This window comes from Streptomyces sp. NC-S4, from assembly GCF_054353315.1.
The window spans coordinates 5085350-5099353 of sequence record NZ_CM135937.1; the positions used below are offsets into that span (position 1 = coordinate 5085350).

At 71.9% G+C, this 14004-nt stretch carries 14 protein-coding genes and 3 tRNA genes; 12 read left to right on the forward strand and 5 right to left on the reverse strand.

Annotation, left to right across the window (positions count from 1 at the left end; genetic code table 11):
- The first annotated feature begins 7 nt into the window (after window positions 1-7).
- The 5 genes from ACXNSR_RS22895 (at window position 8) to ACXNSR_RS22915 (ending at window position 5199) form a co-directional block, all read left to right on the forward strand.
- Entirely contained in the window at window positions 8-1561 is a 1554-nt protein-coding gene (locus ACXNSR_RS22895; RefSeq protein ID WP_458643366.1) for a complex I subunit 4 family protein, read from the forward strand.
- Window positions 1558-3090 (forward strand): NADH-quinone oxidoreductase subunit N, encoded by a 1533-nt coding sequence (locus tag ACXNSR_RS22900; RefSeq protein WP_458637388.1) that lies wholly within the window; start codon window positions 1558-1560, stop codon window positions 3088-3090. The genes ACXNSR_RS22895 and ACXNSR_RS22900 overlap by 4 nt, the downstream gene beginning before the upstream one ends.
- 211 nt (window positions 3091-3301) lie before the next feature.
- Window positions 3302-4165 carry a zinc metalloprotease HtpX gene (htpX, locus tag ACXNSR_RS22905; protein WP_458643367.1) on the forward strand — a complete coding sequence of 288 codons (864 nt, stop codon included), beginning with the start codon at window positions 3302-3304 and terminating at the stop codon, window positions 4163-4165.
- On the forward strand, window positions 4162-4554 hold the full coding sequence (locus tag ACXNSR_RS22910; protein WP_030009012.1) for a YccF domain-containing protein: 393 nt from the start codon (window positions 4162-4164) through the stop codon (window positions 4552-4554). Before htpX ends, ACXNSR_RS22910 begins: the two co-directional genes overlap by 4 nt.
- A gap of 120 nt (window positions 4555-4674) precedes the next feature.
- Window positions 4675-5199 carry an SMI1/KNR4 family protein gene (locus ACXNSR_RS22915; RefSeq protein ID WP_458637389.1) on the forward strand — a complete coding sequence of 175 codons (525 nt, stop codon included), beginning with the start codon at window positions 4675-4677 and terminating at the stop codon, window positions 5197-5199.
- On the opposite strand, the gene ACXNSR_RS22920 is transcribed toward ACXNSR_RS22915, so the two are convergent.
- The 3 genes from ACXNSR_RS22920 to ACXNSR_RS22930 all read right to left on the reverse strand — a co-directional run bounded on the left by ACXNSR_RS22920 (window position 5183) and on the right by ACXNSR_RS22930 (window position 8548).
- Window positions 5183-6418 (reverse strand): APC family permease, encoded by a 1236-nt coding sequence (locus ACXNSR_RS22920; protein WP_458637390.1) that lies wholly within the window; start codon window positions 6416-6418, stop codon window positions 5183-5185. The genes ACXNSR_RS22915 and ACXNSR_RS22920 overlap by 17 nt on opposite strands.
- Window positions 6419-6436: 18 nt before the next feature.
- The gene (locus ACXNSR_RS22925) at window positions 6437-7864 is read right to left on the reverse strand and encodes a SulP family inorganic anion transporter (RefSeq protein WP_458637391.1); all 1428 of its coding nucleotides are present in this window, start codon (window positions 7862-7864) and stop codon (window positions 6437-6439) included.
- Between the two features lie 195 nt (window positions 7865-8059).
- Entirely contained in the window at window positions 8060-8548 is a 489-nt protein-coding gene (locus ACXNSR_RS22930; protein WP_030009008.1) for a YajQ family cyclic di-GMP-binding protein, read from the reverse strand.
- A 200-nt stretch (window positions 8549-8748) separates the two neighbouring features.
- Here ACXNSR_RS22930 and ACXNSR_RS22935 point away from each other — a divergent pair.
- From ACXNSR_RS22935 to ACXNSR_RS22945, 3 genes are all read left to right on the forward strand, one after another.
- A tRNA-Tyr gene (locus ACXNSR_RS22935) sits at window positions 8749-8830 on the forward strand.
- Between the two features lie 222 nt (window positions 8831-9052).
- Window positions 9053-10003, forward strand: a complete 951-nt coding sequence (locus ACXNSR_RS22940) for a hypothetical protein (protein ID WP_458637392.1) — start codon at window positions 9053-9055, stop codon at window positions 10001-10003.
- Between the two features lie 139 nt (window positions 10004-10142).
- Window positions 10143-10583 carry a DUF3574 domain-containing protein gene (locus ACXNSR_RS22945; protein WP_458637393.1) on the forward strand — a complete coding sequence of 147 codons (441 nt, stop codon included), beginning with the start codon at window positions 10143-10145 and terminating at the stop codon, window positions 10581-10583.
- 58 nt (window positions 10584-10641) lie between these two features.
- Here ACXNSR_RS22945 and ACXNSR_RS22950 read toward each other — a convergent pair whose 3' ends face one another.
- Window positions 10642-11298: an SDR family oxidoreductase gene (locus tag ACXNSR_RS22950; protein WP_458637394.1), complete on the reverse strand. Its 657-nt coding sequence runs from the start codon at window positions 11296-11298 to the stop codon at window positions 10642-10644.
- A 53-nt stretch (window positions 11299-11351) separates the two neighbouring features.
- Window positions 11352-12623 carry an amidohydrolase family protein gene (locus ACXNSR_RS22955; RefSeq protein WP_458637395.1) on the reverse strand — a complete coding sequence of 424 codons (1272 nt, stop codon included), beginning with the start codon at window positions 12621-12623 and terminating at the stop codon, window positions 11352-11354.
- 344 nt (window positions 12624-12967) lie between these two features.
- Here ACXNSR_RS22955 and ACXNSR_RS22960 point away from each other — a divergent pair.
- The 4 genes from ACXNSR_RS22960 (at window position 12968) to ACXNSR_RS22975 (ending at window position 14003) form a co-directional block, all read left to right on the forward strand.
- A tRNA-Thr gene (locus tag ACXNSR_RS22960) sits at window positions 12968-13040 on the forward strand.
- Window positions 13041-13088: 48 nt separating this feature from the next.
- Window positions 13089-13161: transfer RNA gene (locus ACXNSR_RS22965), tRNA-Met, on the forward strand.
- Between the two features lie 88 nt (window positions 13162-13249).
- On the forward strand, window positions 13250-13414 hold the full coding sequence (gene rpmG, locus ACXNSR_RS22970; protein WP_003956487.1) for a 50S ribosomal protein L33: 165 nt from the start codon (window positions 13250-13252) through the stop codon (window positions 13412-13414).
- Window positions 13415-13550: 136 nt separating this feature from the next.
- Window positions 13551-14003, forward strand: coding sequence for a MaoC family dehydratase N-terminal domain-containing protein (locus tag ACXNSR_RS22975; RefSeq protein WP_189733406.1), 453 nt, complete (start codon window positions 13551-13553; stop codon window positions 14001-14003).
- The last annotated feature ends 1 nt before the right edge of the window (window position 14004 follow it).

A 14004-nucleotide genomic window follows, 5' to 3' on the forward strand; every position in this document is an offset into this window, starting at 1 on the left:
GTCCGTGATGCAGTTCCTTCTGGCGTTCATCGTGGCCGCACCGCTCCTCGGCTCCGCCGCGGCGCTCCTGCCGGCCCCGCCCGGCCTCAAGGGCAAGAGCCCCGAGCAGGCCGTGCTCCGCCACGGCGTGACCGTGACCGGCGTGATCCTCGCCGCGGCCGTCGCCCTCACCCTGGGCTTCGACCACGACGCCCCGTCCCGCATCCAGGCGACGACGGACATCAGCTGGATCCAGGCGCTGAACGTCCGGATCCACCTCGGCGTCGACGGCATCTCGCTCCCCCTCCTCCTGATGACCGCGCTGCTGTTCTTCCTCTGCGCGCTCTACAGCTACTTCAAGCTGCCCGCGGGCCCCTCCCCGAAGGCCTTCGTCGCACTGCTCCTGGTCCTGGAGTCCGGCACCCTCGCGACCTTCGCCGTCCTCGACCTGCTGCTCTTCTTCCTCGCCTTCGAGATGGTCCTCATCCCGATGTACTTCCTGATCGCCCGCTGGGGCGGAGCTCAGCGGCAGGCCGCCGCCTGGAAGTTCATCCTCTACACCCTCCTCGGCTCCGTCGTCATGCTGCTCGGCCTCCTCCTCATCGGTGTGACGGCGGGCACATTCGACATGGTGGCACTCGCCTCTGACAACGGCCGCGAACTGTCCCACAGCACCCAGATCCTGGCCGTGCTCGCCATCGGGATCGGCCTCGCCGTGAAGACCCCGATGTGGCCCCTCCACAGCTGGCTGCCGGACGCCCACACCGCCGCGCCCACCGTCGGATCCGTCCTGCTGGCCGGCGTCCTGCTCAAGATGGGCACGTACGGGTTCGTCCGCATCCTGCTCCCCATCACCCCGGACGGCATGGCCACCTTCGCCCCCTACCTCGGCGCCTTCGCGGCCGTCGGCATCGTCTACGGATCGCTCGCCTGCCTCGCCCTGGCCCGCAAGGGGAACAAGGGCGACCTCAAGCGCCTCATCGCCTACTCCTCCGTCGGCCACATGGGCTTCGTCCTCCTCGGCATCGCGAGCATGACCCCCACCGGCGTCAACGGCGCGCTCTTCGCCAACATCGCCCACGGCCTGATCACCGGCCTGCTCTTCTTCCTGGTCGGCGCCCTCAAGGACCGCTACGGCACCGCCGACCTCGACACCCTCGCCGGAGCCACGGGCGCCGCCCTCTACGGCCGCGCCCCCCGCCTCGGCGCGCTCCTCGCCTTCGCCGCCGTCGCCTCCCTGGGCCTGCCCGGCCTCGCCGGCTTCTGGGGCGAGATGCTGGCCCTCTTCGGCGCCTTCGACCCCGCCGAGGGCCTCTCCCGCCCCGCGTTCCTCACGTACGTGGCCGTCGGCGCGTTCGGCACCCTGCTCACCGCCGCCTACCTCCTGATCGTCGTACGGCGCGTCTGCATGGGAGACCCGAAAGCCGGTCCCGAGCTCGCCGTCGCGGACGTCCAGCACTACGAGTTCGCCGCCTGGACCCCGCTCGTCGCCCTCACCGTCCTCGCCGGCCTGTGGCCCGCGGTCCTCCTCGGCCTCACCGACCCGGCCGTCCAGAAGCTCCTCGCAGGAGGCAACTCATGACGGCCATGACGGCCATGACGGTCCTCTCCGCCGAGGCCCCGAGCCTGGTCCAGTCCGTCGACTGGCTCGCCATCGCACCCGTGGTGATCACCGCCGCCGTCGGCCTGGTCGTCCTCGTCGCCGACCTGTTCCTCGCCGAACGCCGCAAGCCGGTCCTCGGCTGGATCACGGTCGCCGGCCTCGCCGCCGCGACCGCCACCCTGATCCCCCTGCGCGCCGGCGACCGCGCCACCTTCTGCCTCACCGGCGACCCGGCAACCTGCAGCTACGTCACCGACCGCTTCACGCTCGTCATCCAGTTCCTGGTGCTGGCCGGCGCCCTGATCACCGCCCTGGTGTCGGTCACCGCCGTCCACGACACCCGCATGCCGGCCGGCGAGTACTGGTTCCTGCTGCTCTCCTCCGCCGCCGGCGCGGCCCTGCTGCCCGCCTCCCGCGACCTCGCCACCCTGATCGTGGCGCTCGAAGTCGCCTCGCTGCCCGCCTTCGCCCTCGTCGGCATGCGCCGCGGCGACCGGCTCTCCTCCGAGGCCGCCCTGAAGTTCTTCCTGTCCTCCGTCACCGCCACCGCCGTGTCGCTGATGGGCGTCAGCTTCGTCTACGCCGCCACCGGCTCCCTGCACCTCACCCAGGTCGCGGACCGCCTCGAAGACGTCCCCGGGCAGCTCGACACGCTCGCCATGGCCGGTGTCGCGCTCACCCTCGTCGGCTTCGCCTTCAAGACCGCGGCCGTCCCCTTCCACTTCTGGGTCCCCGACACCTACGTCGGCGCCCCCCTGCCCATCGCCGGCTACCTCTCCGTGATCGGCAAGGCCGTCGGCTTCACCGGCCTCATCCTCGTCACGGTGATCGCCTTCCCGGCGTACTCCGACGTCTGGGGCCCGGCCCTGGCCGTCCTCGCCGCCCTCACCATGACCCTGGGCAACGCCGCCGCCCTGCGCCAGTCCCCGGACCGCCCGAACAGTGCCGTACGGCTGCTCGCCTGGTCCTCGGTCGGCCAGGCCGGATACCTGCTGGTCCCGATCGCCGCGGCCGCGTACTCCGGGCGCGACCAGATCGGCTCCACCGTCGCCTACGCCCTCATGTACGCCGCCGTGAACCTCGGCGCCTTCGCCGTGGCCGCCCTGGTCGCCCGTACCAAGCCGCTCCACCGGATCAGCGACTACCGGGGGCTCTACGCCGAGCGCCCGCTGGCCGCCCTCTCCCTGGGCTTCTTCCTGCTCTGCCTGGCGGGCCTGCCCCCGGGCATCATCGGGCTCTTCGCCAAGGTCACCGTCTTCCGGTCCGCGGTCGACGCGGGCCTGGGCTGGCTGGCCGTGGTCATGGCGATCAACGTCGTCATCGCCCTGTACTACTACCTGCGCTGGACGGCCCTGCTCTTCCGCACCCCCGAGGGCGCGCAGACCCGTACGCGCGCTCCCTGGCCGGTGGCGGCGGCCATCGTCGTCACCGCGATCACGGCGGTCGTCCTCTCGGGCGCCCCGGAACTCATCCTGCGCGTCACCTCGGGCAGCCTCTTCGCGCAGTAACCGACGCCGACGGACGCGTGTAACCCGTACGGAGTAACGCCCGCCGCGGCCCCGCCGCCCCCCGGGAAGGGGCGGCGGCGGCCGGCCGCACCCCCACGCCCTGGGAACCTGACGCCCTCACCTCGCGTTGACCAGGAAGGGAGGGTCCACTGGACCGTAGACCCTCAAATCCATGACGGGCTCCCCTGCCGCACCACTTGGAGGGCGTACCGTGCACCGCCGGCACAACGGGCTGAAGACCGCCGTACTCCTCGGCGGGCTGTCCGCACTCATCATCCTCATCGGAAGCTTCTTCGGACGGGGCGGCCTGATCGTCGCCGTCCTCGTCGCCCTCGGGACGAACGCCTACGCGTACTGGAACAGCGACAAGCTGGCTCTACGCGCGATGCGCGCCCGCCCCGTCAGCGAGTTCGAGGCCCCCCAGCTGTACCGCATGGTGCGCGAGCTCTCCACGTCCGCGCGCCAGCCCATGCCACGCCTGTACATCTCACCCACCGAGGCCCCCAACGCCTTCGCCACCGGCCGCAACCCGCGCAACGCCGCGGTCTGCTGCACCGAGGGCATCCTGCGCATCCTCGACGAGCGAGAGCTGCGCGGGGTCATCGGCCACGAGCTCAGCCACGTCTACAACCGCGACATCCTGATCTCCTCCGTCGCCGGCGCCCTCGCCTCGGTGATCATGTTCCTGGTCAATTTCGCCTGGCTGATCCCGATCGGCCGGTCGAACGACGACGAGGGTCCCGGCCTCCTCGGCATGCTGCTGATCATGATCCTGGGCCCGCTGGCCGCCTCCGTGATCCAGCTGGCCATCAGCCGCTCGCGCGAGTACGAGGCCGACGCCTCCGGCGCCCAGCTCACCGGCGACCCGCTCGCCCTGGCCAGCGCCCTGCGCAAGCTCGACGCGGGCACCAAGCAGCTCCCGCTGCCCCCGGAGCCCCGGCTGGAGGCCGCGAGCCACATGATGATCGCCAACCCGTTCCGCCCAGGTCAGGGCCTTTCTAAGATGTTCTCCACACACCCTCCGATGGCCGAGCGCATCGCCCGGCTCGAACAGATGGCAGGCCGCCGCCAATGAAGACAATCCTCAACATCATTTGGCTCATCCTCAGCGGCATCTGGCTGTTCCTGGGCTACCTCCTCGCGGGCGTGCTGCTCTGCATCACGATCATCGGCATCCCGTTCGGCATCGCCGCCTTCCGCATCGCGGTCTACGCCCTCTGGCCCTTCGGCTACACCACGGTCGAGCGCCACGACGCGGGCGCCCCGTCCTGCATCGGCAACGTCCTGTGGCTGGTACTGGCCGGCTGGTGGCTGGCCCTCGGCCACATCGTCACGGGCATCGCCCTCTGCATCACGATCATCGGCATCCCGTTCGGCATCGCCAACTTCAAGATGGTCCCGCTCTCCCTGCTCCCGCTGGGCCGCGAGATCGTCCCGACGGACGCGCCGTTCGCCTCCCGCTGACACAGCGACCGGCGTCCCGGACGCCGGCACACACCCCGCCCGCAGGCCGTCGGATCGGCCTGCGGGCGGAGTTGTCCACAGGCCCGGGCGACTGTCGGTGGGATGCGTCACCATGAACGCATGAACGAGACCGAGCAGTTGCTGGAGCAAGTCGCCGTGCGCGCACGCAACTCCGCGCAGGGGCACGGAAAGTCCCTGCCCGCCGTCCTGGGCACGGAGGAGATCGCCCGGGCCGAGGACATACTCGGCTTCGCCCTGCCGCCCCTGCTCGCCGCGCTCTACACCCGTGTCGGCGACGGCGGATTCGGCCCGGAGTGCGGACTGCTGTCCCTGTACGACGCCGTCAGTTCCTACGGGGCCGGCCGCTCGTCGGCCTGGCGCTGGCCCGAGGGCGTGCTGCCGATAGCCGACTTCGGCTGCTCCCTGTCCGTCTGCGTCGACTGCCGCTCCGACACCGCCCAGGTCCTCCTCTTCGACCCCGGCCTCGGGGAGCCGGAGCTCGCCTGGTCCATCGACGCCCCGAGCCTGGCCGGCTGGCTGCACGGCTGGCTCGACGGCACCGCCTGGTACTGCGACGGCTCTGCGGCGGGGGAGGAGTACGACCTGGAGCTGATGCCCTGGGCCGGATTCAGATCCCGGATCTGAGCCGCCCCTGCACCCCGTAGAGCAGTCCGCCCACCGCCAGCACCGCCGCCCCCCAGAGCGCCGACGCGAGGGGCAGCGCACACGCCAGCACCACACAGCCGGACAGCCCCACCACTGCCACGGCCCGACCCTTGACAGCTGAATCGAGAGTCCACGCGGAGGCGTTCGCGATCGCGTAGTAGGCGAGCACTCCGAAGGAGGAGAAACCGATCGCGCCCCGCAGATCGGCGGTGGCCGCCAGCACCGCCACGACCGCACCCACGGCCAGCTCCGCATGGTGCGGCACCTGGTGCCGAGGATGCACGGCCGCCAGTGCGCGCGGCAGATGACCGTCCCGGGCCATCGCCAGGACCGTCCGCGAAACCCCGAGCACGAGCGCCAGCAGCGAACCCAGCGCGGCCAGGGCCGCGCCCACCCGGACCACCGGGGCCAGTCCGGGCCACCCGGCCGCCCGCACCGCGTCGGCGAGCGGCGCCGACGACCGCGCCAGCCCCTCCGCGCCGAGCACCGACAACGCCGCCACCGCCACCGCGGCGTACACCAGCAGCGCGATCCCCAGTGCGATCGGCACCGCCCGCGGGATCGTCCGCCCCGGATCGCGCACCTCCTCGCCCAGAGTGGTGATCCGGGCGTAGCCCGCGAAGGCGAAGAACAGCAGACCCGCGCCCTGCAGAAGCCCGAAGACGCCCCCGCCCGACCCGCCCAGCCGCTCCGCGTCGGCCGCCCCGGAGGACAGGCACACCACGACCACCCCGGCCAGCACCGCCAGCACCACCGCCACGATCAGCCGGGCGATACGGGCCGACTTCTGCACGCCGCCGTAGCTCGCGGCGGTCAGCGCCACCACCGCCGCGACGGCCACCGCGTGCTGCCGCCCCGGCCACAGGTACGCCCCCACCGTGAGGGCCATCGCCGCGCAGGACGCGGTCTTGCCGATCACGAACCCCCAGCCGGCCAGGTACCCCCAGAACGGCCCGAGCCGCTCCCGCCCGTAGACGTACGTGCCGCCGGAGGCCGGGTACCGCGCGGCCAGCCGCGCCGAGGAGTGCGCGTTGCAGTAGGCCACGAGCCCCGCCACGCCCAGAGCGGCGAGCAGGGCCCCACCCGCCGCCCGCGCCGCGGGAGCCAGGGCGGCGAAGATACCGGCGCCCACCATCGCGCCGAGTCCGACGACCACGGCATCGAACACCCCCAGGGTGCGCTTCAACTCGTTTTCCACGGGCGGAGGGTAACCCCGCTAGATGACGCCCTCCCGGCCGGACAGTGGCGCCCGGGTGCGCTCCCAGCCCTCCAGAGCGGTCAGACAGGCGTGGTCCAGGTGCCGCAGCCCGCTCAGATCCAGCCGTACCGGCTGCCCGTGCGGCAGCGCGTCCAAGGCGTCGAGCAGCTTGGGAAGCCGCAGGAAACTGGCGTTCCCCAGGACCTGCACGCACAGCTCCTCGTCCTCCCACACCTCCTCGATGTGCACGTGGGAGGTCTCCCAGGCCGCCTTGGCGACAGCCAGCCCCAGCCCGATCAGCACCCCCTCGAAGAGATTGGTGACCACGATCGCCGACGCCGTGACCACCAGCACCACCGCCTCGCCCCGGTGCGTCCGCCACAACGCGGCCACCGCCCTGGCCGGCAGCAGCTTCCAGCCCGCGTGCAGCAGCACCCCGGCCAGCGCGGCCAGCGGCACGCTCTCCAGGAGCTGGGGAAACGCCACGGCGAAGAGCAGCAGCCAGCCACCGTGCATCACCCTGGACGCGCGGGTCCGCGCCCCGGCCTCCACATTGGCGGCGCTGCGCACGATGACCGCGGTCATCGGCAGCGCGCCCAGCAGCCCGCACACACTGTTGCCCACACCCTGGGCGATGAGTTCCTTGTCGTACTCCGTCCTCGGACCGTCGTGCATACGGTCCACGGCCGCGGCGCTGAACAGCGTCTCGGCGGAGGCGATCAACGCCAGCGCGACCACGGTTCCGGCCGCGCCGACCGAGGCCAGGACCTCGAAGTCGCCCCAGCCGGGCGGGGACACGGCAGCCAGCACGCCCGTCACCCGCACCTTGTCGACGGGCAACTGCAGCAGGACGGCCGCGGCGGTGGCGGCGGCCACCCCGACGAGCGCCCCGGGCACGATCCTCAGCCGGGCGGGCACCCGGCGCCAGGCGACCATGACGGCGATCGTCCCGACCCCGAGCAGCACGGCGGCCAAGTCGGCCTGCGCGCCGAGCTCGTGCACCCCGCCCAGCTTCGCCAGGGTCTGCCCCGGAGCCTCCACACCGCCCAGGGCGTACAGCTGCCCGGAGATCAGTACCAGCCCGATCCCGGCCAGCATCCCGTGCACGACGGCGACGGAGATCGCCCGGAACCACCGCCCGAGCCGCAGCATCCCCATGCCCAGCTGCGCCACCCCGGCGGCCAGCACCAGCACCCCGAGCGCGGGAAGACCGTAGGCCTGCACCGCCTCGTAGACGAGGACGGTGAGACCGGCCGCGGGCCCGCTCACCTGCAGGGAGCTCCCGCGGAACCAGCCGGTGACCAGACCGCCGACCACCCCGGTGACGATCCCCAGCTCGGCCGGTACCCCGGAGGCGACCGCCACCCCGACGCACAGGGGTAGAGCGACCAGCGCGACGACCACGGATGCCCCGAAATCATCACGGAACGTGCCGGCCCCAGCCATGCGAGAACCCCCTGCCACGCGGTGGATGTGATGCCGTCCAGCGTGGTGGGCGCACTCACCGTGTCCCAAGTGCCCACAGGAGTCCGCGGTGGCGCGTGCGCCGCACACGCCCCGCACACACCCCCTTCGCAACCGCCGCGGCCCGGCGGTCGGTGAAGACCGCCGGGCCGGCGTGGGGCAGTGCGCGGAACAGGGTCAGCGGTAGTTCACGAACTGGATCGCGAAGTCCAGGTCCTTGCCCTTGAGCAGAGCCTGGACCTCCTGGAGGTCGTCACGGCTCTTGGAGCTGACGCGCAGCTCCTCGCCCTGGACCTGGGCCTTGACGCCCTTGGGACCCTCGTCCCGGATGATCTTCGCGACCTTCTTGGCGTTCTCCTGGGAGATGCCCTCCTCGATCGTGGCGAAGATCTTGTACTCCTTGCCGGACAGCTGCGGCTCCCCGGCGTCCAGCGCCTTCAGCGAGATCCCGCGCTTGACCAGCTTGGTCTCGAAGACGTCGAGGACGGCCTTCACGCGCTCCTCGGAGTTCGCCTCCATCAGGATCTTCTCGCCGGACCAGGCGATGGTGGCGCCGGTGCCCTTGAAGTCGTAACGCTGCGAGAGCTCCTTGGCGGCCTGGTTGAGGGCGTTGTCGACCTCCTGCCGCTCGACCTTCGAGACGATGTCGAAACTGGAGTCGGCCATGTGGTGTGGCTCCTTGAAGTCGGTTGTGATCACCCCGGAGGGCACGGCCGGACATGCCCGGCCCGCTCGGCAAAGCCTAGCCACCGCGCCCACCCGCGGTGCTGATCAATCCGGTGGTGAAGCACCCCCGGTCATCAGGTATCGTTTACGTCGTTGCCAGGGAGCGCCGCCGCAAGGCGGAAAAAATGGCAGCAAATCTTGGCGGTGTGCCCGAGTGGCCAAAGGGAGCAGACTGTAAATCTGCCGGCTCAGCCTACCCAGGTTCGAACCCTGGCGCCGCCACGCGAGTGGAACCCCCGTTCATCTGTGGAATCACAGTGAGCGGGGGTTCTTTCGTATCCGTGGTTGGTCCGGTCAGATGAACTACTCACCTGACTGGGCCACAGCCCCGGCCCTGCCAGCGCCACGGCGAGGCCGTGGCCAGGTCGGATGGGCGGCGCGTGACGCACGCACCCCTCCCATCGCATCCCGCGGCAGCCCTCGGCGCCGGCGGGTAAGGAAGCCATGAACCTGAACCATCAGTCGGCGACGATTCAACGGCCCCGGGGGCGCTCCCGGGTTCTGCTCGCCTCCATCGCCGCCGCGGCGGCCCTCACCGGCCAGTTGATCGCGCTGGCTCCGGCCGCATCCGCGGACGGGCCCAAGCCGACGGGCCACCATGACGTGCAGCCCGGGGGCAAGAAGCACGGGCTCTCGGAGCACGACAAGCACAAGAAGCACGGGCCCCTGGTCGTCCACGGCCTGCGGCAGTTCACCTCGGACAACACCTTCACCCCGCCGCCCGGCGTCACCTCGGTGTTCGTCCAGGCATGGGGCGCCGGCGGTGGCGGCGGTGGTGGCGGCGGGTCCGCGCGCAACAACGGCGGCGGCGGCAACCCCAACAACCCGAACAACAACCCGAACGGCGGAGTCGACGCGGCCGCGGACTCGGACGCCGCCGCGGCCGCGCGGAACGTCGGTGGCCACGGTGGCGGTGGCGGTGGCGGCGGCTTCACCTGGTGCGTCATCCCGGTCACCCCGCTGACGGACTACGGCGTGGACGTCGGCACCGGAGGTGCCAACGGCCTCGGCGGCGCGCCGGGCGCCAACGGCACCGCCGGTTCGGCCGGCACCACCACGTCGCTGACCGTGGCGTCGAGCAACACCGTGCTCCTCACCGCCACCGGCGGCGGGGGCGGCGGTGGCGGCGGCGCCGCGGACCGCGGTCCCGGCGAGCCCGGCACGCCCGGCCTGGGCGGCACCGGAACGTGCTCCTCCGGCGGCGTCAACCACAACGGTGACCCGGGTAACGCCGACGGCACCGGCGGCGGCACCGCGGACGGCATCGTCCAGCTCCCGGACGGCACGGCCGTGGGCGGCGACGGCGGCCGCGGCGGCGGTACCAACCGCGCCATCGGCAATTCCGGCTCCCGCGGCAAGGACGGCGGCGACGGCTACGTAGTCATCTACTGGTAGCCGCACCCCACAGCACCGATCCGGAAGCCCGTCCCGCCCGCCTCCACGGGCGGGCGGGCTTCCCGCCGTCGCCCGACGGCGTACGGGCGGCGCACCGAACACGACCGCAACGTCCACGGCCCCTGTTCGTTCACCGGGGGTGAAATGGACATCTGACACGCGCGGGAAGGTCGGCGGCGGGGTGCTCATGGCCCTGCTCGGCGCAGGGCTCCCGGCTCTGGTGGGAGCCGCCCTCCACACGGACGTGGGGGAGCCCTACCAGGAGACCCGGCTGTACTTCGGCACCCAACGGGCCGACGGTCGCGATCCGGTGGAGGAACGCGAGTTCATGCGGTTCCTGGACCTGGAGATCACCCCCGCCTTCCCCGAGGGGCTGACCCTCCACGACGGGTACGGCCAGTGGCGCGGCCAGGACGGTAGGACCGTCCGCGAGACCTCCTACGAGGTGGTCCTGCTCTACCCGGAGAAGGAGGCCGACGAGCGCAGCACGCGCATCGAGCGGATCCGGCAGGCGTACGAGGACCGGTACCAGCAGGACTCCGTCGGCCGGTCCGACGACAAGGTCAGCGCCGGGTTCTGAAGCACCGGGCCGCCGGGCCGGCGAAGCGCCGGACCGCCGGACTGCCGGGGCGACGGCCTCAGTTGCCCGCCACGTCCTTCACGGCCACCTCGACCGGCGTCGAACCGGAGACCAGTTCCAGGGTCAGGCCCGCCGTCGCCGGGGTCTCGACCAGCTCGGCCAGCACCGCCGCCACGTCGTCGCGCGGGACGGCCCCGCGGCCCGTCTGCGCCTCCAGACGGACCAGGCCCGTCCCGGCGTCGTCGATCAGCGAACCAGGGCGCAGAACGGTCCACTCCAGGCCCAGCCGGGTCCGTACGTGGTCATCGGCCTCGCCCTTGGCCCGCAGGTACGCGTCGAAGACCTCGTCACCGCCGTGGTGCGCGTCCGCACCCATCGAAGAGACCATCAGGAAGCGCCGTACGCGGGCCCGTTCGGCGGCATCGGCGAACAGGACCGCAGCCCCGCGGTCCACGGTGTCCTTCCGCCCGATTCCGCTGCCGGGGCCCGCGCCGGCCGCGAACACCGCCGCGTCCGCGCCCTGCAGGATCCCCGCCACATGTTCCACCGAGGCCGATTCCAGATCGCAGAGCACCGGCTCGGCGCCCGCCTGCCTCAGGTCGTCGCCCTGTGCCGGGTCGCGGATGATGCCCGCGACCTCGTACCCGCGCGCGGCGAGCAGGCGCTCCAGCCGCAGCGCGATCTGACCGTGTCCACCCGCGATGACGATGCGCATGACCCGACCGTACGACGAGCCGGGCGCCGACGCCCGCGAGCGGACGGCGAACTTCACGGCCCTGCCTCCGTACGGCCCTGCCGGGGCAGGTCCAGGGCCACCGCGACGGCGGAGTCGCAGTACTCCCGTACGGCACTCGTACGGGCTACCACGCGCCCGCGGTGGATCACGATCCGGCTGTAGGCGAGGGAGAGCACGCCCGCGATCCGGTCCCCGCGCACGGCGAGCAGCTCCGCCGGGAACCCGGCCTCCACCCGGACCTCCGGCAGGCCCATGGCCTCACGGGCGCAGCCGCTGACGGATTCGTACGCCTCGCCCGCCCGGAGCCCTCCCTGGGAGGCCAGCAGGTACGCGGCCTCCAGCGGATCCCCGCGGCCGACGGGGTTCCCGGCGTCCCGCAGGGCCCCGCTGCCGGCCGCGACGCGCACACCGGCGGCCCGCAGCAGCCGGACGGGGGCGGTACGCAGGCCGCGGCGTTCCAGGGCCGCGCAGTCGCCCTGGGGCAGGCAGGTGACCCGTACGCCGGCCGCGGCCAGCTGATCGGCGGCGCGGGCGGCCGCGTCCAGCGGGAGCCGGGACAGGCCGCCGCACGGGCCGATGGCCACTCCGGGGCGGAGCCCGCCGGCCATCGCCGCGAGCCGGGCGAGGCGGCCCGGGTCGTCACCGTCGGTGTGCAGATCCACGGGGCAGCCGTGCTCGGCGGCGAGGTCCAGGACGGCTTCGAGGAAGCCCGTCGGGTCCGGGTCCAGGTCGGGGCAGCCGCCGATCACGGAGGCGCCCATCTTGACCGCGTCCCGCAGCATGGCCAGCCCGTCGGCGCCGGCCACCCCGGTCAGCAGCCGGGGCACGGCCACGGCGGTGAGGTCGGCGAGCCCGCGCAGGGAGCGGCGGGCCTGGAGCACGGCTTCCATGGGGCCGAGGCCGTGCACGTCGCCGATGCGGACGTGGGAGCGGACCGCTGTGGCGCCGTGCCCGAGCTGGAGCAGGGCGGCTTCGGTGGCCCGGCGCTGGACCTCGTCCGGGGAGTAGGAGACGGGCCCCTCGGCGTCGGCGGTCAGCGCGGTGTCCCCGTGGGCGTGCGGCTCGGCGGGGGCGGGGAGCAGCAGGTAGCCGGTCAGGTCCACCCGGGCCGGCGCGGGGGAGGGGAGGCTGCCCGCGGTGCCGACGGCCTGGATCCGGCCGCCGCCGAGGCGGACGTCGACGGTGCGGCCGTCGGTGAGGCGGGCCCCCGCGAGCAGCAGGGTGGTGGCGGCCTCGGCGGCGGCCGCGTTGCCGTTTCCGCCGCTGGGCGCCTGGAACGGCTGCTGCGGCTGGCTGTCGGACATCGCGCTCCTGCGGTGGGCTCGGGCGGTTCCTGGAGCCGTGGCCCGCGGCCCAAGATCACGCAGCGTGCTCAGAGCCTAGGGCGCGGCGCACCCCGCTTCGCGGAAGAGCGCAATAGTCGTACCGGTGTGGTGCCACGCGCCGGGGCGCCCGCGTGTGCGCCCCGACGGGCCGCAGGGCTCCGACCGGCGGGTGCCGGACTGTGAGCCCGCCCACATTCCGCCCGAGATGTGGGGCGGAAGTGATCGGCGGGTTGATCGGGAGCGGCTCGCGAACCCCCTCGGAGCCCTGTTCCCGCAAAGGATTTGGGCGATCGGCGGGCAACCGTGTAATGTCTTCATCGCTCGCCCCAATAGCTCAGTCGGTAGAGCGTCTCCATGGTAAGGAGAAGGTCTGCGGTTCGATTCCGCATTGGGGCTCTGGTGAGAGAGGTTCCCCACCCTCGGGTGGGGAGCTGATCACATCAAAGCGGCGTAGCTCAGTCGGTAGAGCAAGCGGCTCATAATCGCTGTGTCACCGGTTCAAGTCCGGTCGCCGCTACACACAGTAGCCGATTGCGGGGTCGGTCTCCCGATCGGCTACTCTTTTATGCGTTCATCCGTCCCATAGTCCGTCAAGGAGCACTCACGTGGCTGCCACCGACGTCCGCCCGAAGATCACGCTGGCCTGCGTGGAGTGCAAGGAGCGGAACTACATCACCAAGAAGAACCGGCGTAACAACCCGGACCGTCTTGAGATGAAGAAGCACTGCCCGCGCTGCAACTCGCACACCGCGCACCGCGAGACCCGCTGACCCCAGCGAAGTCTCCAATAACAGGCACCGTCATGAGGTCGTCCCCTTCATTGGGGGCGGCCTTGTGTCGTTTCCGTGCCCGTTCCTGTCTTTCTTCTTGCGTCATTCGTGTCCCTTCAACAGGAGGTAGTGAGTCATGGCTCTCGACCAGTCCTTCGTGGGGCGGAGCTACCCGCCCACCGATCCGTACGAGGTCGGCCGGGAGAAGATCCGCGAATTCGCGGCCGCGGTGGGTGACACCAATCCCGTCTACAGCGATCCCGAAGCCGCGAAGTCGTACGGCTACCCCGATGTGATCGCTCCGCCGACTTTTGTGTTCGCGATCACTTTCAAGGCCGCCGGCCAGGTCGTCGAGGACCCGCAGCTGGGACTGGACTACAGCCGCGTCGTGCACGGTGACCAGAAGTTCGCGTACTCCCGCCCGGTGCGCGCCGGTGACCGGCTGTCGGTGGTCTCCACCATCGAGTCCGTGAAGTCGCTCGCGGGCAATGACGTCATCGACATCCGCGGTGAGGTCCACGACGAGACCGGCGAGCACGTGGTGACGGCGTGGACGAAGCTCGTCTCCCGCGCCCCCGAGGAGGCCTGAC

What these genes read in the sequence shown, in the direction of transcription:
- ACXNSR_RS22915 (WP_458637389.1), top strand. Translation starts at nt 4,675, where the DNA reads ATGAACGAGACCGAGCAGTTGCTGGAGCAAGTCGCCGTGCGCGCACGC.
- ACXNSR_RS22930 (WP_030009008.1), bottom strand. Translation starts at nt 8,548, where the DNA reads ATGGCCGACTCCAGTTTCGACATCGTCTCGAAGGTCGAGCGGCAGGAG.
- ACXNSR_RS22895 (WP_458643366.1), top strand. Translation starts at nt 8, where the DNA reads ATGCAGTTCCTTCTGGCGTTCATCGTGGCCGCACCGCTCCTCGGCTCC.
- ACXNSR_RS22940 (WP_458637392.1), top strand. Translation starts at nt 9,053, where the DNA reads ATGAACCTGAACCATCAGTCGGCGACGATTCAACGGCCCCGGGGGCGC.
- ACXNSR_RS22910 (WP_030009012.1), top strand. Translation starts at nt 4,162, where the DNA reads ATGAAGACAATCCTCAACATCATTTGGCTCATCCTCAGCGGCATCTGG.
- ACXNSR_RS22975 (WP_189733406.1), top strand. Translation starts at nt 13,551, where the DNA reads ATGGCTCTCGACCAGTCCTTCGTGGGGCGGAGCTACCCGCCCACCGAT.
- ACXNSR_RS22900 (WP_458637388.1), top strand. Translation starts at nt 1,558, where the DNA reads ATGACGGCCATGACGGCCATGACGGTCCTCTCCGCCGAGGCCCCGAGC.
- ACXNSR_RS22955 (WP_458637395.1), bottom strand. Translation starts at nt 12,623, where the DNA reads ATGTCCGACAGCCAGCCGCAGCAGCCGTTCCAGGCGCCCAGCGGCGGA.
- ACXNSR_RS22925 (WP_458637391.1), bottom strand. Translation starts at nt 7,864, where the DNA reads ATGGCTGGGGCCGGCACGTTCCGTGATGATTTCGGGGCATCCGTGGTC.
- ACXNSR_RS22950 (WP_458637394.1), bottom strand. Translation starts at nt 11,298, where the DNA reads ATGCGCATCGTCATCGCGGGTGGACACGGTCAGATCGCGCTGCGGCTG.